The 22,813-nt window shown below is 55.2% G+C and carries 24 protein-coding genes; 2 read left to right on the forward strand and 22 right to left on the reverse strand.

From position 1 onward, the window contains the following. Positions 1-62: 62 nt before the first annotated feature. The 19 genes from EJD88_RS02630 to EJD88_RS02720 form a co-directional block, all read right to left on the reverse strand. Entirely contained in the window at positions 63-2,192 is a 2,130-nt protein-coding gene (locus EJD88_RS02630) for a M48 family metallopeptidase (RefSeq protein WP_158876661.1), read from the reverse strand. A gap of 245 nt (positions 2,193-2,437) precedes the next feature. Then, complete coding sequence (locus EJD88_RS02635; RefSeq protein ID WP_112192966.1) at positions 2,438-2,722, reverse strand: DUF3077 domain-containing protein; 285 nt, start codon at positions 2,720-2,722, stop codon at positions 2,438-2,440. A gap of 920 nt (positions 2,723-3,642) precedes the next feature. Further along, positions 3,643-4,416: a hypothetical protein gene (locus EJD88_RS02640; RefSeq protein ID WP_158876664.1), complete on the reverse strand. Its 774-nt coding sequence runs from the start codon at positions 4,414-4,416 to the stop codon at positions 3,643-3,645. Then, positions 4,409-4,888, reverse strand: coding sequence for a hypothetical protein (locus EJD88_RS02645; protein ID WP_158876667.1), 480 nt, complete (start codon positions 4,886-4,888; stop codon positions 4,409-4,411). Before EJD88_RS02645 ends, EJD88_RS02640 begins: the two co-directional genes overlap by 8 nt. A 229-nt stretch (positions 4,889-5,117) precedes the next feature. Further along, positions 5,118-5,576: a DUF6527 family protein gene (locus tag EJD88_RS27450; RefSeq protein WP_371926530.1), complete on the reverse strand. Its 459-nt coding sequence runs from the start codon at positions 5,574-5,576 to the stop codon at positions 5,118-5,120. After that, a complete protein-coding gene (locus tag EJD88_RS02650) occupies positions 5,573-6,748 on the reverse strand; it encodes a ThiF family adenylyltransferase (protein ID WP_158876670.1) in 1,176 nt (391 codons plus the stop codon). Before EJD88_RS02650 ends, EJD88_RS27450 begins: the two co-directional genes overlap by 4 nt. After that, positions 6,723-7,478, reverse strand: coding sequence for a multiubiquitin domain-containing protein (locus tag EJD88_RS02655; protein WP_158876673.1), 756 nt, complete (start codon positions 7,476-7,478; stop codon positions 6,723-6,725). Before EJD88_RS02655 ends, EJD88_RS02650 begins: the two co-directional genes overlap by 26 nt. Positions 7,479-7,562: 84 nt before the next feature. Then, complete coding sequence (locus EJD88_RS02660; RefSeq protein ID WP_178117238.1) at positions 7,563-11,012, reverse strand: UvrD-helicase domain-containing protein; 3,450 nt, start codon at positions 11,010-11,012, stop codon at positions 7,563-7,565. Beyond that, positions 10,960-11,472: a hypothetical protein gene (locus EJD88_RS02665; RefSeq protein ID WP_218573968.1), complete on the reverse strand. Its 513-nt coding sequence runs from the start codon at positions 11,470-11,472 to the stop codon at positions 10,960-10,962. Before EJD88_RS02665 ends, EJD88_RS02660 begins: the two co-directional genes overlap by 53 nt. Before the next feature lie 65 nt (positions 11,473-11,537). Next, complete coding sequence (locus tag EJD88_RS27070; RefSeq protein WP_218573967.1) at positions 11,538-12,026, reverse strand: RNA polymerase sigma factor; 489 nt, start codon at positions 12,024-12,026, stop codon at positions 11,538-11,540. Positions 12,027-13,456: 1,430 nt separating this feature from the next. Further along, the gene (xerC, locus tag EJD88_RS02680) at positions 13,457-14,605 is read right to left on the reverse strand and encodes a tyrosine recombinase XerC (RefSeq protein WP_112192970.1); all 1,149 of its coding nucleotides are present in this window, start codon (positions 14,603-14,605) and stop codon (positions 13,457-13,459) included. Continuing rightward, entirely contained in the window at positions 14,602-14,814 is a 213-nt protein-coding gene (locus EJD88_RS02685; protein WP_112192971.1) for a hypothetical protein, read from the reverse strand. Before EJD88_RS02685 ends, xerC begins: the two co-directional genes overlap by 4 nt. 89 nt (positions 14,815-14,903) lie before the next feature. Beyond that, the gene (locus tag EJD88_RS02690; RefSeq protein WP_112192972.1) at positions 14,904-15,146 is read right to left on the reverse strand and encodes a hypothetical protein; all 243 of its coding nucleotides are present in this window, start codon (positions 15,144-15,146) and stop codon (positions 14,904-14,906) included. Positions 15,147-15,205: 59 nt separating this feature from the next. Then, positions 15,206-15,523, reverse strand: a complete 318-nt coding sequence (locus EJD88_RS02695; RefSeq protein WP_112192973.1) for a hypothetical protein — start codon at positions 15,521-15,523, stop codon at positions 15,206-15,208. Between the two features lie 21 nt (positions 15,524-15,544). Then, positions 15,545-18,238: a toprim domain-containing protein gene (locus tag EJD88_RS02700; protein ID WP_112192974.1), complete on the reverse strand. Its 2,694-nt coding sequence runs from the start codon at positions 18,236-18,238 to the stop codon at positions 15,545-15,547. Between the two features lie 4 nt (positions 18,239-18,242). Next, positions 18,243-18,476 (reverse strand): hypothetical protein, encoded by a 234-nt coding sequence (locus EJD88_RS02705; protein ID WP_112192975.1) that lies wholly within the window; start codon positions 18,474-18,476, stop codon positions 18,243-18,245. 74 nt (positions 18,477-18,550) lie between these two features. Beyond that, entirely contained in the window at positions 18,551-18,916 is a 366-nt protein-coding gene (locus EJD88_RS02710; protein WP_112192976.1) for a hypothetical protein, read from the reverse strand. After that, positions 18,913-19,392 (reverse strand): YmfL family putative regulatory protein, encoded by a 480-nt coding sequence (locus tag EJD88_RS02715; RefSeq protein ID WP_305883445.1) that lies wholly within the window; start codon positions 19,390-19,392, stop codon positions 18,913-18,915. The genes EJD88_RS02710 and EJD88_RS02715 overlap by 4 nt, the downstream gene beginning before the upstream one ends. Positions 19,393-19,421: 29 nt before the next feature. Continuing rightward, positions 19,422-19,622, reverse strand: a complete 201-nt coding sequence (locus tag EJD88_RS02720; protein WP_112192977.1) for a DNA-binding protein — start codon at positions 19,620-19,622, stop codon at positions 19,422-19,424. A gap of 159 nt (positions 19,623-19,781) precedes the next feature. Here EJD88_RS02720 and EJD88_RS02725 point away from each other — a divergent pair, with 159 nt between their 5' ends. Then, on the forward strand, positions 19,782-20,078 hold the full coding sequence (locus EJD88_RS02725; RefSeq protein ID WP_256595491.1) for a helix-turn-helix domain-containing protein: 297 nt from the start codon (positions 19,782-19,784) through the stop codon (positions 20,076-20,078). Between the two features lie 100 nt (positions 20,079-20,178). Then, positions 20,179-20,364, forward strand: a complete 186-nt coding sequence (locus tag EJD88_RS02730) for a hypothetical protein (protein WP_112192979.1) — start codon at positions 20,179-20,181, stop codon at positions 20,362-20,364. A gap of 68 nt (positions 20,365-20,432) precedes the next feature. Here EJD88_RS02730 and EJD88_RS02735 read toward each other — a convergent pair whose 3' ends face one another. The 3 genes from EJD88_RS02735 to EJD88_RS27130 all read right to left on the reverse strand — a co-directional run. After that, positions 20,433-20,681 carry an ogr/Delta-like zinc finger family protein gene (locus EJD88_RS02735; protein WP_071483122.1) on the reverse strand — a complete coding sequence of 83 codons (249 nt, stop codon included), beginning with the start codon at positions 20,679-20,681 and terminating at the stop codon, positions 20,433-20,435. 65 nt (positions 20,682-20,746) lie between these two features. Next, complete coding sequence (locus EJD88_RS02740) at positions 20,747-21,625, reverse strand: phage portal protein (RefSeq protein WP_177411592.1); 879 nt, start codon at positions 21,623-21,625, stop codon at positions 20,747-20,749. Continuing rightward, on the reverse strand, positions 21,537-22,813 hold a 1,277-nt coding region (locus EJD88_RS27130), incomplete at its 5' end, for a terminase large subunit domain-containing protein (protein WP_218573966.1). The genes EJD88_RS02740 and EJD88_RS27130, both read right to left, overlap by 89 nt.

A 22,813-nucleotide genomic window follows, 5' to 3' on the forward strand; every position in this document is an offset into this window, starting at 1 on the left:
TCGCGCCTGATTCAAGGCGATAAAAAACCCCGACTGGTTCGGGGTTTTTTTATGGGCGCGGATCAGTCCTCACGGCTCTGTAAAATACTGCGGGCCAGCGCTGCATTTTTGTAATCGAGCATCAAGGACAGCCCCTCGTAGGGCTCGATCTTTTTATTGTCGATACAAAGCTGTGCCATCAGCAGCAACACTTGGCGTTTCTTCTTATTGATGCGCACACCGGGTACGCCGAACGCTGCTTTGCGCGTCGCAGGTAAGGGCGCCTCAGGCGTCAATTGCAGCGTTATCCAAATACCCTGGACGAATTGCAGCGAGATCTCTTCGATATGTTCGATGGGCAGCGGCTGCGCCAGGTTATTGAACACAAAATGCTCAGGCGTCAGGCGCAATGCGGTCTGCGGCGCACGCTTGAATCGACGGATGCCCAGCCACAGGAGGCCCAGCCCGACAACACCCAGGCACGCACCTGCGCCGACCGCCGACAACGGCGTGCCTTTCAAACGCTCCGGTGCGAGCCAGACCCGGCTCAGGATAAACACCCCACCCAGCACAAAGGGCAGCCCCGCCAGCGCCATCAACGCGCCTCGCCATGCGCTGCCCTCATGCAATGCACGCTCGCCCTCGGCCGACGCGGCCAGGGTTTCCAGCAGGTGGGTATGCTCGGCGTTCTCCGACACTGCCACTTCCATCACATCGCCAGACAACTGCTCGCGCAGTGCCCGTGGCGCGCTGAAGCAGGCATCGATCTGCGCATTCGCCGCGTCGCTGTCCACCGTGCGGGTTGCGCTGCGCAGGGCATCGTCCAGCGGCACGTTCAGCGCTTGCAGGCGTTCGCCGTTGGACGGATGGGAGTCGGTTGGATGGGGTTGATGGATCGCCAGGGCTTCGGGCGGCAGTTGCAATGGGCACTCACGCAAGGCCGCGAGCACGGCGTCGGGCAGATCTTTTGCCGACCCGGCTTCACACACCGCCAACAATGACTCCTCAACGTGCGGCTGCAACACTGACACCCGCAACAGCGCCGACGCCGCCGCGGCATTGCCGACCAGCCGCGCACCGGCCGCATCCGCCAGCAATTCGCGCTCACGGCTCCAGTGGTTCACCGCGTCATCAAAGCGCTGCATGAAAAACACACCGAACATGAACGACGGCCGCATCAGCCGTCCCTGGATAAAATCGCTGGCCAGCATCGTGTCCAACAGCGCTTCCAGGCTGCGATTGACCCCGTCGTAGATTGGTAAAAAGCGCAGGCTGTAATCCGTGTCCTGCCCCGCAAAGTGCGCCAGCTCATGGCCGATCACCGCGCCGACTTCCTCGTGGCTCAACAGGCCCAGGTACAGCAGCGGCAGATGCAAGGTGCGCCCGCGCAGCGCCGTGTTCGCCGGTTGCACAGTGGCCGCGCTGGACGTCACGTAAAAGCTCTGGGCCAGGCTCACCACAATATGATCCGGCGGCAGCGCGCCGAGTTTGCCCGCCAGTTCATTCACATGGCGCCACAACCCCGGCGCCTGTTCGGGCGTGACCACCTGCCCGAACATCTCCAACGGTTCAGGCATGAACATCCCCAACATGTGACGCAACTGTTTAAGCAACTGCCAGATCGAGTACAAGCAAAACGCCGCAACCACCCCCAGCACCGCCATCAGCTTGACCTCGCCACTGCCCAGCCGGCCGATATGCCACATCGCCAGACCTTCGTAGCTCAACGCCAAAGCAACCGCTGCCGCCATTGCCACCACATGGCTCACTAGCACGTAAGGCAACAAACGGCTGCCCAGGGAGAACGCATGCAGCAACCTTTCCCGCGACTGCTGCGCCCGGCGTCCGGCCCAGTGCGTGCTTGCCAGCGCTGCCACACCGATCAACGCCGCCAGCAGGCCCAGGCCGATGACCCACGGTGCGACGGCGCGTAGCACGCGGTTGATCTTATGGGCCGTGGGCAGTTCGGATTCGATTTTTTCCAGGCGAGAGAGGGCCAACTGTACGCTGATTTTTTCATGGGTCAGATCGAGCATGGTTGCCGGATCCTTGGCCGCCAGCGCCTGGAGTTGCTGTTTAGCGATGTCCACGGTGATGTGGTAATCGATCATTGCAGTGGTGGTTTCGTCAGCACGCTGACGCTCCCAGTCACCGAGGGCGGCCAGCAACAGCGGGAAAACGACCAGGAGGCAGACCAGTTTCAGAGCGTTCATGGGAGTCCGTTCACGACGCAGAGGGTGTTCAGGTTTATACCGAAAAAAGCGCCCCAAGCCGAGGCGCGCTTCTGTGGGATTGGGTATCTACACAACGCTCAATGTGTGGCCCACAGCCCTGTAGTGAGCGGGCTTGTCGAATCGTCGCACCGCCCGCGCCGGGCTGCGCAGCAGCCCCAATAAAGACACTGAGATTTTCCTGTTAAAACCCAGCGCCTGGCTATGGGGCCGCTGCGCAGCCCTACTTACAGCCCGGTATTCCCAGGCGCCTCCAACACCTTCACCACATCATCAATCACCGCCTTGCTCATCTCCTGCAAATAATGCGACGCCCAGGCATAACGGTCCGTCTCCTTCGTCATCGCCGCATCTTCGGCGAGCAGCTTGGCAACGTGGAGCAAATCGGAAACATGGTGCAAGGCTTCATGCAGGGAAACACCGCTGTTGACGCGGAACAGAGGTTGGTCGGAGTGAAAGGAGAAAGGGGTGACGCCGAGGGTGGTTAACGCAGATGGATGTGTAGCGGTCATTGGTGGAACTCCCGTATCGATTGAGAGCTACCACGTTCGTTCTCAGGCGAATGGGTGGCAGCTGTGCGCAGGCTGAGAAACCGGAGATACAGGAACCCGGCAGACCCGAAGGTCTCCCACGCACAGCCGCCATTGCACGAATTTTAAGGCGAAAAAAAACGCCTTCAAAATCGGGTGTTGGGGGCGCTTGGTGCGCCTGCATCTTGCCGGGTTCTCAGGCCCGATCGCTGAATTGGCAGCGATGGGGGGAGGTTAGCGTGGTGAGCGGCGAGGAGCAATCGGGAAAATAGATTGGTTGATTTTTCAGTTTGTCTTGAAGGGTTGCCACATGGCGGGATGTCATTATTTTTTTTATGGGTAGGCCATAATTATTGGCAATACATAATTCAGCATAAAGGATGGAATCTGGAGTTTTGGCGCGAAAAGGTGTGATTCAACAGGTAGGGAGGTGAAGCGGAAGGGCTGTTTGAGGATGAATATCCCAGAAACAACGAAGCCTCTGCATTTTTGCAGGGGCTTGGTTTTACATGGTGGCACCAAGAGGCGGATGAGATCACAGGTAATTGAAAAATTAGCGAATAATTCGGAAAAATATTTACTTGTATCCCATTGAGCACCCTTAAGGTAGCCTAATAACTTAGGCTAGGTTTGAGGCGTTCGTTACCCATCTAGGGATGAAAGTTGGTATATACGATCAGTGCGACAAAGTGATTGCTCGCAAGGGGGGCGCGTACAGTTTTGGTTGTGTATTAAAAGTTATGTTTGGTGCTTATTTTAGTTAATGGTGCGGCAGAGTAGATGTTAGAGAAAAGTCGGAGTCTCGAGAGAGATTTCAGATTTGTGAGTATAAAAAATATTTATAGTGCGCTTGTTTCGCTATCTGCATAATCGCTCAGCGACTATGCAGAAATATAGGTGTTTCAAGGATGTCGGCCAGTGTTTAGACATGTTAAATTGTCAATCTGGTTTTTGCTTGCGTACCAAGCCATACCCGGTTTGTTTTCATTCGCATAGCTCAGAAAAAACGAAACGTAATTTGTGTTTGTTTCTTTGAAGATGGTTTTGTATTCTACTTTTACCCTAAGCATAAAGGTGCGCGTGTCGCGTACAATAATATTATTTTGGTTGGTTGCGTGTGATTTCACATATTCGGACCAGAGTTCCTCAGGTGGTTTAACACTTACATCGTAAAGACAGTACCCTGGGTGACTTTGCTCAGGAATAATAAGCTTGTTTATGTCTCGGATAGAAACCAAGGGAAGTGCTATGGACTGATTTGGGGTTATCTTGATGCCATTGTCGCCGGCAGCAGTGTAAAAACCACTTTTTTCAGTTTTTATTATTTTTGACTTTGAGATGGCTTTGCCAGGAATCTCCAACGCTAAGCTGATCTTGGTATAAAGCGCCGGCAACTCGGATTCGTTTTTTAGTGTTGCAGCAAGAAATTCTCGATTCCCATCATAGATATAGGTAAAGAAGTTCACTGCTTCAAGTTTTAGAGTTGTTGGGTGTGTCGCGATTAAATATGAGTCCTGTACGCTAGTCGATGGAGTGAACTGACAGTAAATATTGATAGGGGAACGGTCTACGCCCTGAAAATTATTCGCACAGTTGGAATTTTTAATTTCTTGTTTTGGTGCGCTAAGCGCCGTGGCTGAAGCGAGCAATAAAACCAGTGGGAAAAGTTTATTCATGTTGGTGGCCTTTGATGGTTATGGGGCTGTTGGCGATATTGCTAAGGTTGTTAGAGTTGCTGGAGTTTGAAATGATCTGTGTTGGTTCGGCGTTTTTGTTGTCGTATGGCACTAGTAAACGCTCTGTGATGATTTTAAGTACTTCAATTTTACAGGATTGAGTGCTTTTTATGGCCTCTATTATCTGATCCTTTAGGACGCCCTGATGAGTTTCTGTCGAGTACTCGGTGGAGAGCGAAAATCCAGCATTTGCTAATTTTTTAACTAGTCCGGAAAGTTTGGCGCTCATGCTGCCATCAGCAGAAATTGTGGTGCTGGCACCGCTTAGCTGCGGTTGGCCACATATTTCTGTTGATGTGTTTGTGATTATTTTCATTGCTTTGTCTATGGGGGGATTATTGGGCTCATTGGCTCCAGCAGATAACGAAAGTAGTAGTAAAAAAATTGATGTGACACCGCTATTAATTTTCATTTTTGGTTCCTGTTTTTTGTTTGGTTTGTCTCAAAGTGTTATTTTTCGATCTTTAAATAGGGGGGCGTTATTATCCGCCCCAAATTTTTAAGTGATTTCGAACGTCTGGTTTTTGTGGTTACCGGTTAATGTGGTCGACAGTGGTGGTTATTACCGCATAAGAACGCAGTAATTGATCCGTACCAAGTATGCAGCTGTGGCAACATGAAAGACTTTTGAAGCCATATCCCTAACCCAGCCACCGCCGTAGCTTGGCCCAAATGGTCGCTGGCTCGGCCGTCGTCCCAAGAGGCTCCTTGGTAGGCTTCGGTTTCAACTCTTTTGGAGCTCTAGGAGATTCAGTTTGTGAGTAGTAGTGCGTCTTAGCCGCTTTGTCGCGACGCTTCTCCGCATCGATCTGAGTTTTGTCCCAAGGCCCAGCCTCTATCACCCGATTACCTTGAATCACATAGTGCGACCGACAGGGTAAATTCCAGTTGCCGACCGATGGCCAAAGCGAAATTGCCTCGCCGTCAAAGGTTAGCTTCCAGTCCGTTGGAGTCAGAGGTGTCACTACTTCAAGGCCACAGCCGCAACAGCAACTGTGGACCACGGTGCCGTACTCCATTGAAACGTACAAAATGCCAGGTTCAAGTTTACTCGGGATCCCCTTTACGAAGCAGGGGTTAAGTTGGTTATGACGCATCATTGCGTGTCCCCATTCAGCAGCATATTTCCGTCGGTCGTATAGGAACAGTGGTGCTCATTTTCTAGGTCACGATAAAAGCCGAGGAGTTTCTTCCATTTGATTACGGCAAGTGCCGCGTTCATCATATTTAATTCGGCGACTTGGATATTTGACGCGTAAACGTTTTCTACGCCACCCCCCTCGAAAGACACACGCTTGCGAATATGATCACGCTTGTTCGGGGTGCTAGCCGTCACACGAAGGATGCCGCCAAGCGAGCCGTTGACCAGTTCGAGGCCCATTCCCACGTCCACGAATGGCACTCCCATATCCTCCAGCTTCTGCACCGCCAAGCGCTTCGGCTCGCCTGCGTCCATGCAGAGGAAGGCGAAGGTGATTCCGTCTAGAAGGTTGAGATGATCTGTGCCCATCTGCACTGCATGCGGCACGATATGACGGTGCATCTTCCCGTAGATGCCAGCTAGGTAATCCACTTTCTTCGGCACCTCGCGGAGAGTGTCGATTGACGGTGCGCCTGGGGCGCGGAAAGCGTTATGTTGTAGGAAATCGTCACCGTCGATGAGGCGTATCTCGCTCACCGGTGTTTTCGCCACTTGGTCCAGCACATAGGACCCTGTGCCACCAACACCGAGGATTACGATGCGCTGCCCTTCAAGCCGCGCGGTCAACGCCCCAATACCCACTCGGTCCGATGCAGTTTCCAGATAGTTAAATACGCAGTCCTCCTCCTCGTCTGGATGTCTAAACACCCGCGGAGTAGCGCTAGGTTTGAGGATTGCGGCGTGGCCAGAAATGATTGTCGCGTACGTCGTCATCTTCTGGTGGTAATCGCTGTAACCCTCTGGCCCGGGTTTGCTGGAGAAAATGTGCTGAGCACTCAGCCCATGTCCCAGATCCGCCGCTACGCTCTGGTGGGCGATTGCCTGAATGGGCGCACCTTGGGAAGTGCACGGGAAGTCTCCATCGAAGTGAATCGTGTGCGGTTCGGGCTTTTGGGTGACGTTTCCGGACATGCAAAGGCTCGAGATGAGCGTGCCGATCTTCACTTCCAGCTGCGCGTTAACGTACGGCACTTCACGCATGACCAAGAAGCCGCCCACGATCTGCACGTAGTACCCGTCCTCGCGCAAGCGCTTGAGGTCATTATTAAGACTGAATGGTGCGGCTGACATTGATCACGCTCCCGTTCTTTACTTCAACAAAGCCGCTTGCGGCCAATTCACCGCTGTGGGGTTTAGAGGCCACGCCGCGATACGTAATCGAGTACACGATCTCAGATGTCGGAGCTTCACCCGGGTAGGCGATAGCAACTAGCTGCTCGAAAGTTTGGTGACTATCACTGACCTGGACTTCGCGGCCATTGACTACGATGTCGATCTTCGGCTTGCGCTTGGGCGCAGTCACAAAGTGCTCGACCCCCGGAGCGGTAAGATCCACCGCCTCGCTCGGTTCAATCTGGTGATCGTCCCCACCGCGGATGACCATGAAAACGGCCTCGCCGTCACCGGGTTTTGCCAGTTCGTACAGTGCAGAGCCTGAAATCGCGGGCTTGCCCCATGATATTTGGCTGTCGTTGACAGTCAGTTTGAAATCGCGATCGGTCTGGAAGGCCACAAAGCGCTCAGCGCCGTGACCTCGTAGATCGAAGGGTTCGTCAAGGCGCAAGTCTTCGAAATCCCCCGTCTCCAGAATTGCAAACAGGCTGTAGTCTTCATGTGCACGCAAACCAGCAGCAACTAGGATTTGGCGGCCCAGTGGCACGGGATCGTTGACCTCAATTGCACGGAAAGTCAGGTTTTCCTGCGCGAACAGGATGCGGTAGGCGTGAGCCGAACGCAGGTCGCGGCCCTCGCGAATCGCCTCTCCGACATCGTCGATATCGTAAGTATTTTCGGTATTCATTTTCTGCATTACCTTTTGAGTTTGGCCGGACGGTGTCCGGCTCTACTACTCAATCGATGCAGGTCAATCAGACCGGTAAATTTTTTAGAGTTTTTTTTGAAGCACGCCTGCGGGTGTCAATCCGCAGACGAAAAACGCCGGACAGGAGGGGCACACTCGAGATGATGACTCTGCTGGAAAGGCACCTCGACCTATAGAGTCCAAGGCAATGCGAAGCTTTTTCTGCCGATTTTCCAGCTGCTTGGCGCTCAGTTCGATCGGAAGTACGGTCTGGTCAGAAAGGTGCACTAACTCCACAATTGCATCTGGAAAGGCTTGGCGTGCTGCCAGTACAAAGGCCGCCGCGCCTAGGTCAGATTCCTCATTATCTCTTTTGTGCCCTGTTCTCACCCGGCGAAACGTGCGGCGACCGTCAGGACGGACCAAGACATCGTCAGGTTGTACCGTGATGGGGGTTTCCCCGAGCTTCATTGTGAGTGCAGCGCATGCCTCAGGGGCGTGCCCTTCCCGAATCGAAGTGAAATAGCTGACCATGCCAATAGCTAATGACTTGAACTCGGGGGCGTAGCCGTGCTCAGCCAGGCCTACGTCCATGAGCGCTTGCGCGACCCGGTCGTCTATGTTCGTTACTGTGACAGGTGCGGCGTCGACCAACTCTAGGAACACTGTACGGACCGCGTCGTGCATCTGTAAGAATGGAGTTGGTGTTCGCCGTCCTCCTATTTGGAGAATGTGGGTGTAGAAGAATCGACGAGGGCAGGACTCATACAGGGAAATCTGAGCGCCGCTTAGATTAAGGTCTCCGCTAACAACCCAGTCCACCGGTACCGAGTCGGGCGGCTCAATCACAGGATGCAGAGGTACCACGTTGCTTCGGGCCAGACCTAGTCCAGCGCGGTTCAGAAAGTCTGACAACCCACGGACGCTACCAGCAGAGTTCCGTGTCGCAGCATAGAGAAATAGCCGGTCTTCAGCTCTCGACAAGGCGACGTAGAATAAGCATTCTCTCTCCGCCTTGTGCTCCAGATGGTACTGCTCCTTGGCGTTGACCTGCGCACCGGCGACCATGCCATAGGGCGGAGGACAGACCTGCTTCTGCGGATAACCGGGCAAAGTATCTGCGTTCATGCCCGGTACGTGAACTACGGGAAATTCGAGACCTTTTGCTCCATGAATGGTCATGAGGCGCACTGCATCAATGCTTTGTGCAGCCACTGGAAGCTGCCTGAGATCGCGATCGTCCCCCAGCCGCACTAGACGGCGGATGCGGTCTAACGTGCGTGTGATAGATAATCCCTTTCCTGTGGGTTGTTGGGCTCGCAAGAAATTGAGCAACTGCCAAGTTGCTATGCACTGGGAACGGTCGCTGCATTTTGTTGATGTTGCCATCCGGGCTGCGATTCGCGTCCGGTCTAAAAGTACAACCGCCAGCACGCTCCAGGGTGAGGCGTCCCCGCTGATACCGGCCAGCGTTTTGACAAGCCGAGCCAAGGCTTCGCGCCCATTGTCTGAGATATCGAAGTCATCGACTTTGGTTCTCCAATCACTCGCGGTTTCATCTTCTCGCAGATGTGTCAGGATACTGCCGACATCTCCCAGCGACATCGAAAACTCAGGCAGGCAAGCCATTCGCACCAAGCCCATTGCTCGACGATCCACTAGAAGGGAAAGTAGCGTCAGCCAATCCTTGACCTCTGGACGCTCGAACACACTTCCCAGGTAAAGCACAGGGATGCCTAGGCGCTCGAGTTGTTGCCCGATCTCGGAGAGTTTGTCGTTACCCGTGCATAGAATTGCCTGATCACTATATTTGAAACCGGATTCCCGCATCTCCTTTATCGCATCAGCTATAGCCGGTGTTTGTTGAGGTCCTTGATCCACGCAGCGAAGCTCGGGTTGATGGGCGCCGGCTTTCCGATGGGCGAGTAAGCCGCTGTCGGCATCCCCCACGGCCATGTTCAGCGCAAAACTCGAAAACGTCGACACTATTTCTGGTACCGACCGATAGTTCATTTTCAGTCGATATCGCAATCCGCCTGGGAAATCCTCTTTCCCGAAACGAATCATGTTGAACGACGAAGCGCCTCTGAAGCGGTAGATTGACTGCTTGGCGTCTCCAACCGCCCACAAGTTTTCGCCATCACCACATAGGGCCTTCAGCAGTCGTACGCTGCTATGGTTCACGTCTTGGTATTCGTCGACTAGAACGTGGTCATAAGTGGCTTGGATGTGGGATCGAATGGTTTCGTTTTCCTCAAGCAGTCGCACTGGTAATGAAACCAAGTCCCCAAAGTCCACGCATCGAGACTGTCGTTTAAGGGTTTCGTAGGCGGCGTAAACCCTGGCGATCTCAATGGCTTTTTCTGCGGCCGCTATATCTTCATCCTCGACGGCGTTGGCGCGCATGGCTTGCGCCAACTTTAGGTAGGTGATTGCATCGACTACCTCGTCCTTGGCGCGCGAGATGCCGGTGAGGATGTCAGCGATTATCCGGGTTGGATCGTAAAGATTGCGGTAGTGAACCAGCTCTAATCTAGGAAACTCATGTTCCAGCAACTCCACAGCTTCCGTACGATCCAGCATACGTGGATCTGATGGCAGCTCTAGCTCCTCGTGGAATCGTCGAACCAGATCGAGGCCGAATGCGTGGAAGGTGCCAATCCACATTGCGGCCGCGGCGACGGTGTTAACGCGAGCGATACGTTCAGCCATTTCTCCTGCGGCCTTGTTCGAAAAAGTCAGCAGAAGGATTTTCCGTGGATCAACACCATCGGCGAGCAATCCTTTTACTCGACCCACCAACGTCTGAGTCTTGCCCGTGCCAGGCCCGGCCTCAAGCAGAAAGGCTGCGCCGCGATGGGCTGCGGCTTTTTCCTGCTCACCGTTTAGCGGGTATTCGATTGCAGGCTCTTGAGTTTCTGGCGGAGGCTGGGGCAGCAGTAATGCATCAAAGAGCTGCTGTGCGACCACGTCGAACGGCGCACCAAGCCTTTCAGCAATGCTAAAAGCACTCTGTCCATTCAGATAAAGCGTTCGCACCACATGCCGGGGCAGCAGGAACTCACGCGCAAACAGATCCATTTGGACCTCTCGACGCTGTCTACGGCTGTAGTCTACGACCCGATCAGCTCCCATGGGAGAGGTCTCCGCGGTCCTTGCTGGGTCGATCGTATACTGGCTCTGGTCATCCTCTTCGACGTCGTCTCCAAGCTCAGCGTGACCGATTTCATGGGCAACGAGGAACGCTTGTTCGAAAAGGGTTGCGCATTTTTCGTGGAGAATGAACTTCCCCTTTGGAACGAAACGAGCTCGCGCGCCTCTCAGGCCAGGCGAGCCTTTCTTTGTGCTCTCTACGTCAAAGCCCCGCCTAACTGCCTCAGTTACAGCAAACCCGTAGGGTTTCCACGGGTCATGTCCGGCAGCGACAGCTTGGTCATGTAGAGCAGCAGCAGCCTTGCGGGCCAACTCCACTGATTGCACGTTAAACGTCCTCTTCCATAAAGGTCGTGATGTCTTCCTCAGACAAATCAGCATCTCGAAGTAGCTGTTCGAAAGTAATCTTCTCTACATCACTCGGTTTATCGTCGGACTTGTAACTTCCTGCGACCGCCATGGGCGGCTGTGCAAGCGAGGCCAGGAGCTCCTGCACGCTGCTCTGCAACAGTTCAGCGAACCTGCTCAGAAATCGCTGAGGAACAGATGCGGCAACTACGGTTCGCTCCTGAAATGCCATAACTACCTGTCGAGGCACGTTCAGCGCTTTGGAAATGTCGCGCATTTTATGAGCTGAGAGGTCAGCGAGCGGATCCGCTATCGCCTTTCCCGGTGCAATTTGGATGCGTGTGACGGCCGAACTGATCAAGCGGCGATCGTACTCCGAGAGCGGTGCTTCATCCTCGGCCAATGTTCTGGCCATTTCGCGAGATAGATCGATGATGTGAGTGGCAAACGCTGGATAGGCAGTAAGGTACCTTTGCAGGGTCGGTGCACCCACGTCATGCTCTATCGAGAATGACTCGAGTACATCCTCCAAGGATGCCTGAGGTGAAAGTCCCGTCATCATATGCCCCCTTGGAGCAGTGTCCGAAGACGTGCGAGCGCCTTCTTTTTATGATTGCGAATGGTCTTCTCAACCTTATTGAGTGCCTTAGAAATAGTCATCTCATTCGGATTGATCGAGTCTACTGGAATATCTAATCGGATCATCTCGATGATTCTCTGCTGCAGTTCGGGTAGAGCCTCAATCGCCGCATCTAGCCTACAACGGTAACGGTAATCATCGAAATCTGATGCATCAAAAGGATCATACCCCTCAGAGGCGGCCTCGACTTCTGCATCAAGGTCGGCAGAATCGTCATCGATTCCCAAATCGGTATTTCTGTTTTCGGACCGATAAGACTTCTTTTGAGCGTCCCTTTTTAAACTCGATAAACCCAGATCGAAGCGCACTTCGAATATGTCCAATCGTTCCTCGTAGCCTGCTTTGTCAATCACGAGCATCTCAATGAAGCGGTCATACACCCCCTCTCGAATGTCGCTATTCGTCATTGATACAGTATTCCCACCTGGATTTTCGGCCCTCGGAAGCTTCCTCAGAACTCGTTCCGAAAGAGCTCTGAAGAGCTGATCAAAAAGAGATGGGTTAGTTGATGCGCTGCGTCGAACGAAATAAAGAAGGCACTCGCTGGGTACGTATTGCGGATGTGTCCTACTTTGCTCACACAGATCTACCAGAGCGTCGTCTGAAAGAGTGCTAAGTTCCGCTAGCCTGGTTTCGTTCACAGGTATGCGTGTGTACAGCTTTCCAGTCTCAGTGGTTTTTTGAAGAGGAACGATCAAGGCAACCTCCATCAGACTACTCGTGCATAGCGCAGCTAAGCTCAACCAAATTTTCAAAGCTACGAATACGTTTGGCCCATCATTGCTTCATACGCGAGAAAGTGGCGAAAAGCTACCGCTGCATCTGGTTTCAGTTTTTGGTAAGTCAAGGCATCACATTTTTATGCGGTTTACCTACCAGTGCTATGATCGAACTCCTCTCGAAGCCAAAACTTTTAAAACCTTCCCCACGTCATCCCGCCAAGAATGTTGAGTGTTATCAGGGATCAAGGCCCCTGCGACCTGTGAGGGTTGTCCACTAACGCGGGACTGGCGGCTCTTTACGACCGACAGCTTGGGCACCTCATGATCTGGCCTCCTGAACACTTCCAAAGAATTGGGCGGGTAGAGGCTGCGCCGGTTGACGAGACCGGCGCCGCGAGATCCTGAGTCGGGTGAAGGCAGTGAGGCGATGACTGGGGTATGCCTGACTGTCAGTCAGGTGCAGTCCATTCCTTGGGCTGCGGCACCATCATCTACATCGCTGTTGCTGGTGACTTCGGTGGTTGTCACGCCGACTGTCACGAGGGGGAATGCCGCAAAGCCTTTTAAGAGTTGGGCTGCAGCAGCGTTAGGAGCGCCCGTCTCTTTCCGGGAGAAAGAGACGGGCGCAGGTTGGTGCAAGGAAATGGCCAAGCGGATAGGTTGCTGCAGGGCAGCTATGAAAGGGGATGAGTTGCCGCAGTGGGCACACTGGTAAAAGTAGGCATCCATCACATCGCTGTGACCGTGCGAGCCGCCGGACGCTAATCGCACTTTGGGAGAACCACCACGGTGTGGCGTAGCCTTAAAGGTTCTGGCTACCTGGGTTGCTGTCAACGACAGTGCTTTACCCGATCTTTTCTACGCCTGTGGATAATCCGAAAGTCGCCAAGTGTGGACGTTTTGTGGACGCTCCAGAAACAACAAAGCCCCTGCATTTCTGCAGGGGCTTCGTCTTATATGGTGCCGGCACCAGGAGTCGAACCCGGGACCTACTGATTACAAGCTAGGTGCTCAAAACATAGAAATCAGTGAGTTACGTGATTCCTTGTTACGTGCTGGCGCGCCAAAACCCGCGTAGAAAGCGGGCGATAGTACTCTTGTTACGTGGAGTTTCCTCAGTTCCCTGACGGTGAGACGGTGGGGATGCTCAGGTCATAGACGTCCATCATTTTGGGATCTCGGTGACCGCTGGCTTCCTGCTTGTCCGCCCGAGTGCCCACAGTGTCTGTAATGCCACGTCGTTTCAGGTCGTGAAGGGCAAACCGCTGTTCTGGCGTGATGAACTCGTCCGCCAGTGCAAGGGTGATGAAGCGTTGCCAGGCCGTGTCTAGGCTGGTTTTGCGAAGTGGTCCACCATGGCTGGCCACGATGATGTTCCTGCGTGACGGCATGATCGGAATTGCCGTTTTGCGCTTACCCCATACCTTGGCCCGATAAGCTTTAGCGTTGTCCCAAGCTTTGCGCAGACGTGGCGTCCAGCGCACGATGTTGTCCCGACTGCCTTTGCGGCGGTTGGTCATTATTCCGCTTTCCAGCTCGTTTTCGTCGGTGAGCGTCACAACCTCGATGCCGCGCAACCTGCAGAGGTACGCTAGCTCCATGACGTAGCCAAGGTATTCGGGACAGCCGCCTTTCTCGTTGCGCTGCAGCAAACCTCTGGCAATTGCCCGGTCGATGAGAGCATCCATAACCAGGTGATTCGGCAGGCGGCGCTGTTTGCGCTCCACGGGCGCTTCGATGCCTAGGGCTGGGTTCACTTCCAGGAAGCCGCGATTGCGGCCCCACTGCAGTACACGGCGCAGGTACCGCAACGCGTGCGCGGCTTTCGACGGCGTACCTTCATCCGCCAGTCGGTCAACGATTCGCTGCACCAGGGCAGAAGTGAATTTCCGAACAGCCAGATCCCCCAGCGGTTTTCCCAGCTTGGTGGGAATGTTCAGAAGAACATCGCGGGAATAGCAATAGTCGTCGTGGGTTTTTGAACTGAGCTTTTTGTAACGATCACTGTCGTGGAACTGTGCGCAAACGTAGCGAAGCGTTCCCCGGCCAACGTTGGACGCCTCGTCCATGATCTGGTGCAGCTCTGCCAGCGAAACGCTCGCCGGAGCAATGTTACGCCGGCGCTGTTTGCCCGTCTCGTCACGATGAAGGGTGTACCAGACCCCTTCGTTTCGCTGGTCAAAGTAAACGGCCGCTGGCAGAGCGGCCTGATCGATGTGAGCGGGAATGTGCGGATTATGCTTCCGCTTTCTTGCTTTCCTCATAGGATGTCGGCGTCGTACCGCTCTGCAGCGGCAGGCTCCAAGCCTGCGGCATGGTTGATAAGGTCCAGCGTTGTCCATGGTCCGGTACGGCCACGGAACAGCCGGACGCCCTGGTCGATCAGCGAGCGTTCAACATCAGACCGGCGTTGGTAGCCGGTGATGCGCTGCAGATCGGTGAATACCAGGACGTTGTCCGATCGGGAATTCATTGCTTGCCCTCTGTAAGCTGGAGCACCCCGGGCAGTCTAGCGCTGCAACCGGGGCATGGTTGTTAGAAGTTGGGATGCAAACTGCTGGACTATTGATTGCCCAGAAGCTGCGACACAAATGCCCTCTCAACTGCAGTGAGATCACCTTGCAGGTGTGCCATGGTGGTGACCGCCTCGAGGCGGATCCTGGCGTCGGGTGTCTTATGGACCTGGTAATCGAAAAGCGCGGTACCGACGATGCGGATGGCCATCAGGTGTCGAGCTGCTTGCATGCTATCGGTCGGCCCTGTGGTAGCCTTATCGCTGCTGCTGCTTTGGTGCTGTGCTTGCATGGTCTTGCCCTCAGTGGTGGCTGGTGTCGGGGAGCTGTAACTCCCCTGCACCGTTCTAATTACCGGCGTTCGCCGGAAGTTTTTGGTTGCACTTGCCTAACCAGGTGAATCACCAAGTTCTCCAGCTCGATTACTTCGTCCATGGCTGACTGCCATTCCAATACCGCCTGGATCTGCTGCCTTGTGCACTGCAGAACCAGAAGCTCTTTCTCCGTGGCACCACGGACTTCCAGAATCTCGACCAGGCCAGCGGCGCTATATGCCTCGGCGTGTACCAGCTGGCTGGCCTCGCCAATCCACTGCTGCAGCTCCATCATGTGTTTGAGCTGTTTCGTAGCGCCGTCCCGACCTTCGCCGGTGATAATTTGTATGTGCATTGGTGTTGCTCCCGGTGGTGGTCAGTCGCTTCGAAACATCCAGCAGCGAACGGTTTTTGCTTTGTCGAACGCGTCCTTCGCCCGTGCCGAGCAAACGGTGCGATTGGTCTCAAGGAACTTGGGGCATTTGCTGGTCTTGAGGTGGCGTTTAAGTTCGGTCAGATCCGGAACTTTCTGCCGTTTATTCGCCGCCATTTCCGCGAACTCGTTCAAGTTGACGGCGATCAGGCCGTCAGTTCGGGAGTGGTTGAGATCCCCGTCAGGCCCGTTGAGGTAGTCGAACAGTTCCCAAAACTCCACAACGACGGAGTGGTCGGCGTTAATGGCCAGTTGGCGATCTTTGGCCATGCTTTGAATCTCGGCGTGAGCCGCGTCCACCTGGTGTTTTTTCAACGGGACGACGTGCACCAGGGCGTCGACCAGGGCGTGCAGTTGGGCATGATTTTTTGCGATCCGCACCGTGCGGATTTCGGGCAGGGCGAGCAATTGCTGTTCGTACTTGGGCCCCTTTTCGCGGACAGTTTCCATCACTGCGCTTTCCATCATGGTGGACTTCACCAGGAAGCCGCTGACGCGATCCACCGGCATGCGCTCCAGCTTTTCCACCAATAGTTTGGTCTGAGGTGTCTGGCCTTCTTTCGTCATTGCAATGTGCACAAGCCGCTGCAGGATGGGCTCTGACGCATTGACAGCGTGGTTCTGGCCAATGACCACGGCCGCACGGAAGGGCGGTTCCCGAGTGTCATTGCCGTTGTTCTTCACACCGGTGGAGCGGACGCTACGCCCGTTATAAGCGGTTTTCAGTTCGTCCCAGTCGTACTGTCTGGTCTGGCTGCCGTCGGTCTTTTCCCGCTCGGATTCAATCAGCACCACCGGCAGATTGGCGACCTGGGCGAAGTTACGAGCCCGGGCTACCGGTGTGCCCTTGGTTGGGTCGAAGCCCTCGTAATCGCTCCGGCCGCACAGCTTCCACAGGAACTCAATCAGGGTGGATTTGCCGGCACCTGGTTCGCCGATGATCTCCATGAACGGGTAGCTTTTCTGGTGTTGCCGGATTTGCTCGGCAAACAGGGAACCAAACCAGAAAGCGAGCGCTACCAGGCCCTTGGCGCCGAAGCATTCCCATATGATTTCAAGCCATTCAGTCTCAAACTTCTGCAGGTCGGTGTTTAGGTTGAGGATCACGGACTGGCTCAAGGTCTTGATGCTGAGCCGGTCCATATCGAAAAAATCTTCCTCGTTAAGCTTGAACACTTTCCCGTCGCGCACCGCCACGTCGCCATAGACGTACGCACCGTGTTCACGGGTATATCCAGTGAAGTCGATGGTCTGCACAGTTTTCAGAGCGTCGGTTTGTTCTTCAATGAACGCATCCAGTTGTTGCGTGGTACCGGTGAACATCCCGCCCGGGGCAATGCCGAGTAAGCGCTTCTTGAACTCTGCAGACGATGCGATCTGAGAGCTGGTGAAGGTGTTCTTAATAGGCGCGGCGTCATGTGCAAAAGTGATGCGGAAGTAGTACCAGGACTCGTCCGTGAGCTTGTTTTCCTGGTAGTACAGCGCTTTGGGATTACATGTAGCGATACGCTGCAGGGCGCCGCACTGCTGCATGGCCTTGGCACGCATCTGCTTATTGTTTAATTGCTGGTCGTCGTGGTGTTCGCTGTCCTCAAGTTCCTGAATCGCCTTGTTGTACTTCTCCAAGTCGAGCTTGAACCAGTAGAGGCGGTTGCCGAACTCCAAGTGGAATTCGCTACGGCGCTTCCAATCGAACATCACCAGGGCCTTCTCCGTGGCGTTGTCGGCGATCAGCAGAGCGCCGTGGTGCCGGGCTGTGGTGATGTCCTTGTCAAACTGGGTGTCGCGCTTGGCGCCCTCGTCCAGGAACTGCCAGCGCTGGTGCAGATCGTTCCAGTCGACCTTCCGGTTGTCCCGCTGGGGAATTTGTGCAGCTTCGCAGGTGAAGCCCAGTTCACGCGCCATACGCACCCATCGCTTCGTATAGGCGTGTGCACCTGGCTCGTTGTCCAACGCCCACACCAGCTTCGGCAAGTTGCCTGGACGCGCTGCCACGATCGCCTGCAGCGAGTCGGCCGGGAAGGCGTTCGAAGACATAGCTGATACGGCAGCAATATTGTGATGGACCAGGGCGATGGCATCGAAAATGCCTTCAACGATCCAGATTTCTTTCGCTTCCAGGACGTCGACGCACGGCGGGCACCACCAGGTGCCACGATAGCTTTCACCCGGTGCGAACCGGGCTTTCATCTTTCCGAAGCGGGCTGGTTTGTCGATCAGGCGTTCCCAGTAGCCGCCTTTCTCCAGGGCGAAACGAACTGTGGCGCTGCCGGCGTTGTGCTGCCCTGAATAGTGGGAGTCCTGGGTGAACCAGCCGGCGATCAACTCGATGTTGAATCCGCGACCAAACTCCAGATAGGCGCGGGCTGTGGCGGTGGGTGCGTTGTCCGTCGCCGGCGCACGTTTGCTCCAATCTTCAAACAGATCGTTGTAAATTTCTTTGACGTGCAGGGTGTGGCCGCACTTCTCAGATCGGCCGCAGATCACCAGCCAGGGTTTGTCATGACGCGAATACAGCTCACGCTTGTGGCACTTAGGGCACTCACCACCGCGCATGTAATCGGTATCTTTGCGATGTTTCAGGCCGTAGTCGGATTCCAGGCGCTGCAGCACATCGTGACGAAGATCTTCTTTCATGGGGTTACTTCACTGCTTTGAGGCTGTGGGACAGGGCTGCCATCAGGCGTTTTTGCGCTGCCATTACCGGGACGTGGGCGAGGATTGCGCCGTGGCGAAGACCGTCCGCTACAAGGCGGAATTGGTCGTCGTACCAATGTTCATTGAGGCTCAAGCGATACTGTTCACGCAGCGCGGCCAGCAACGCTTCGGCCTCGGCCGGGGGCAGTTGAGTGGTGACAATTACGGCGTTTACCATCGTGAAACCTCGATTTCGGGCGCAGCTCACCCAAACCCACGAGATGTGGGGCCGGCGTTTGTTTGGATTGGGGGTTACGAGTGCGCGGAGCGCAGACGCACGTTGTCCGGGGTGTTCAGGACGCGTTGATAGATCAGGCTGACAGGCACTGACCAGCAATGCCCTTTGACTGGATCGCGGATTACAACAACGGTCTCGGTGCTGTGGTCCAGGATGAGGCGCTGGCGGAAAGCGATTTCTATCAGCTCGATGTGGGCAAGGGAGGTTAGTTTGGTTGCTACCGATTCCGCTACGTCGAAGCTGGCCACCAGGTGGTTAATGGCGCGGTTAAGAAGCGCAGACAGATCGCTCAGGTGTTCGGCTTGATGGCGCTCAAGGAAAGCTAGGGCGGCGTTCTGCATGCATTCCTGATAGTCGAGGGCATTAGTTTGGGTGGTCATTTGGCTTTCCCCGATTTGGCGCGGTAGAGATCGATCGCGGCATACACTTCGGCGGTGCGTGCGGCCATGTGCAAGGTATGGGCGTTCTGGATCAGCTCGGCCTCAACGTCGGTTATCACCCCGTCATCAAGCGCCTGGGCAATGATCTGGTCGACCGTCCCTTGTTTGGCTGAACTCTGCATAGCCCGTGCGTACATCTCCACGTTATCCAGTCTGTCTGGATGGACCACTGGGACGAACATGCCGCCGTACATTGCTGCGACATAGTTGGGCAAGTGGTGAGTGCCCGTCACCTGCTCCAACTGGTAGATCTGCGCATCGGTCAACGGGCGGCAGCTGTTGTTCTCATAAGCATGGTTATCAAACTTTTTGAGCGGCAGGCCGATCCGGGCGGCGGCACATTCGCGGCCACCTGAGTAGCTGCAAATGATCGCGCTGACCACTTCCCTACGCGTCTTTAGAACACGACTTTTCATCTTCTGCTGTTCCCTCAGTGCGCTGGCCATTACTGTGCAATCACGCCGTCTTTGATACCGAGCAGTACGGCGGCGCGATGTGCCTCCCCCCGGCGACCTTTTTTACGACCGTTCAAAAGGTCGCTGACCAAATTCTTATTCAGTGAATGAGTGCGGCAGAACTCCGCAATACTCATCCCTTTGCGATCCAGAGCCTCCCGGGCTTGCTCGGGTGTAAGGGTGGCGGGCATAGTGTTCGCTCGTGTGCGTTCGTGTGGATTCGTGTTTGTACGGCGCCGATTATGACCAATTTATTTGTCCTGTAAAGGGGCTTAAGTTTGAAAAATTTGTCATCGGGAGAATTCCCAGATGTAAGTGCGGGCGAATGCTTGCGCGAAGAAAGAGCCCGTTTGGGCCTCAAACAAGAAGAAATGGCGCAGATTGGCGGCGTAACCCGTAATACCCAGGGCAGCTATGAGCGTGATGAGCGGCGTCCGGATACGGGCTATCTGAAAGCCTTGCATGCTGTGGGTCTGGACGTCCTTTACGTTGTAACAGGCGTACGGACCCCTATACCTGTTGGGGATCTGGCCGAGGATGAAGAGGTGCTGGTCAGGCGTTACCGAAGCATGCCGTCGGATGACCAAAAATCTGTGCGTCGATTCATCCAGGCGATCGCCGACGACGTGGCAAAAAGTTCGAATTAAGTTGTAACAAAACTTGTATCGCATTCAGGTCTCCTTAGTTCTAAAGCGAATCCCTGCTCCGATAACGTCGATTCAGCAATGCATTTATGGAGTAAAAAGCATGTTGGATCGCACGAACAATGAACGCGCCTGCACCGAAGGCCTCGAGTTTGAATGGCTCGCCCTTTCCAAAATCGAACGTAATTTCATCGGCTTTTATCGGCAGTTGAATGAAGAGGATCGAAAGCAGCTCATACGTCTTACGGAGGCCCTGGCAACCGTTCCAGAAGAGTCGGTAGCGAGTTGAACCGTTACATTAAAAAACTTCCGGCATAGCTTGGTCGCCGGCCTCATTGGTCGGCGTTTGGGTCAGTTTCACGCAGCTCCAAGTTGGTCAAATAGCTCGCGCTGCTTGGCCCTGGGCATATCCCTCAAGCGATCAAACAGCATTCTTTCGTAGGATTGAGCGGAAGGGCTGAGCGTGTGCGAAAACGTCAAATTCGCTACCCATGTGTGCCCGCACGTTGCGTCGAGGCACTGGCAATAAAGTTTGGCAAAGTCCCGCGACAGTTCCTCGCGTGAGGCAATCCGGCCCTTGTTCCCGCATTTGCATACAACTCTCATTGTGTCCCTCCCCAGGGCAGCCAATAGCCACTATTTTGCCATATTTTGTAGTGGCAATAGCTGTTTTAAGACGTTTGCCCAGTGTTATCGACTGGTGTTTTGGTTTCTTGCCAGGATATTTTCCTGTCTCGTCGCAGCGTGTCATTCAGTTGGTTGAACAGCTGGCAAATCGGCCTGATCTCGTTGCTGGTGTACACGCGATCAATCTTCTCGATGTCGCCAAACCCCCCGTTGTTTTCCGGGATGATCCCAGCCAGGGCAGGGTTCATACGCCAGGCGGCGATCACATCGTTTCGGGTTATGTTCTTCACCTTTTCCAGCTCGTCTTTGGCCTGGAAGTCCCCCACGGGGATGATCTGGATCGCGTTTTCCTTGCCGTTGGGGATGTTGACGAACATTGAGCGGAAGTTGCCCACGCCCTTGCTCGCGCTGATCTGCGCGCGCAGGTTGTCCTCGTCTTCCTCGGTCAGGTCCGGGTCGTTGGTGTAGAAGATGTAGCCCGCGTGCGCGCCGTTGCTGTAGTAGCGTCGGCGGAACAGGGTCGCGGCTTCGTTGAGCAAGAGTGCCTGCAGGCCGCCCAGGTAATCGGGTACGCCGTAGATGTTCTGTTCTACGTCGTAGTCCAGGACATGTTCGATTTCGTCCTGGTCGAAGTCCATGAACTTGTTGTCCTTCAGCAGCATCCTGAATCCGCCGTCGACCTTCACCCGCATGTTGATCGCCGGCAGGTGTTGCATCTCCAGCACTTCGCCAAAGGCGTTGGTATCGCGATAGAAATACGCCTCGCCGAAGACCATGTAGTCGAGGCTCGCCCGGCCCATCGTCTGCGTGCTGCAGCCCTCGGACGGGATGAACTCACGCAGCAGCAGGTTGCGTTTGAACTTCGGAATGGCACCGTGGTGGGCGTTGGCGCGCAGCAGCTTGGCTAGGCCCGCCCGCGACACCGGCGGCTTGTAGATCTCGCCGTCGTCGCTGAGGAACACCCCCAGGTACTCGCCGATGTTGCCGGACAGCACCTGTTCGGGTTCCCCGAAGGTGAACGCCCGCATGGGCTGTGGCTGTCGTGCTTGTTGGCTGGCTTGGGGCTTTTTGTGTCGAGGCTTGGGCATTGGTTCCGCTCGTGACGTAGCGGCTACGGCGCCGCTTGTTGGTGTTGAGGGGTTCATTGAACAGGGCGTGCATGATTGACCAGGCGATGTCGGCGTGGCCGGTGGCGTCGGTGCGCGAAGCGCTGTAGGTGACCTGGCCACTGGTGGTGGTGCCGCGCTTGATGGTCAGGAACGCCTGGGCGATGTCCGTCCAGCCGGCGTCCCACTCGATGCGACTGCCCTGGATCGTGTCCTGGGCCTTGAGGACCAGCAGGTTTTTGGTCTCAAGGCTGTAATGGATCGGCGTGGCTTTCGGGTAGAAGTCACGTACCAGGTCGAACACGCCATAGCCCACGCCGGTGATGTCGATACCGATGTGCTGGACGTTGAAACGCTCGGTGAGCTTCTTGACCTGGGCGGCCTGATAGTTGAACGAATGCCCCCTCCAGCTGTGCTTCTCCAGGATGCGGAATTTCGCCCCGGGCTCCAGTGGCGGGGCTACCACCACGCACGTGGCGTCGTCGCGGGTGCGGCTCGGATCGTAGCCAAGCCACACCGGGCTGTTGCCGAAAGGCCGGTCCAACTCTGGGTTGTAGTCCTCCCACAACGACAGGTCGGAGTAGCAGCGCTCCAGGTCCTTGAGGCCGAACGCGCTTTGGCTGCTGTCGATGAATTTGCAGTAAAACAGCTGCTGGAATTTGTCTTCGTCGTACTCCAGCTGCAGCTGCTCCAGGTCGAACAGATCGCAGCCGCCATCGATTGCATCCTGGATGGTGATGGTCTTGCGCCATTGGCCATCGGGGCACAGGGCACCCTGGGTGTAGGACGCCTCGGTGGGCCAGGTGCCGCCGGCTTTCTTGCCTCGTTTGCTGTTACGGAATTCCTCCCCGGACCAGAACGGGTATGCCTGGTGCGATACCGCGCTGGGCGTCGAGAAGTAGGTTTTGCGCCACTTCTTGTGGGTGCCCATGGCGCTGGCCACGGTGCTGAGTTTTTCGAAGTCGCGGATCCAGAAGTACTCATCCACGTACACATGGCCATGGT

The organism is Pseudomonas sp. PB105 (genome assembly GCF_009764655.1).
In the GTDB taxonomy this organism is placed as follows: domain Bacteria; phylum Pseudomonadota; class Gammaproteobacteria; order Pseudomonadales; family Pseudomonadaceae; genus Aquipseudomonas; species Aquipseudomonas cyclaminis.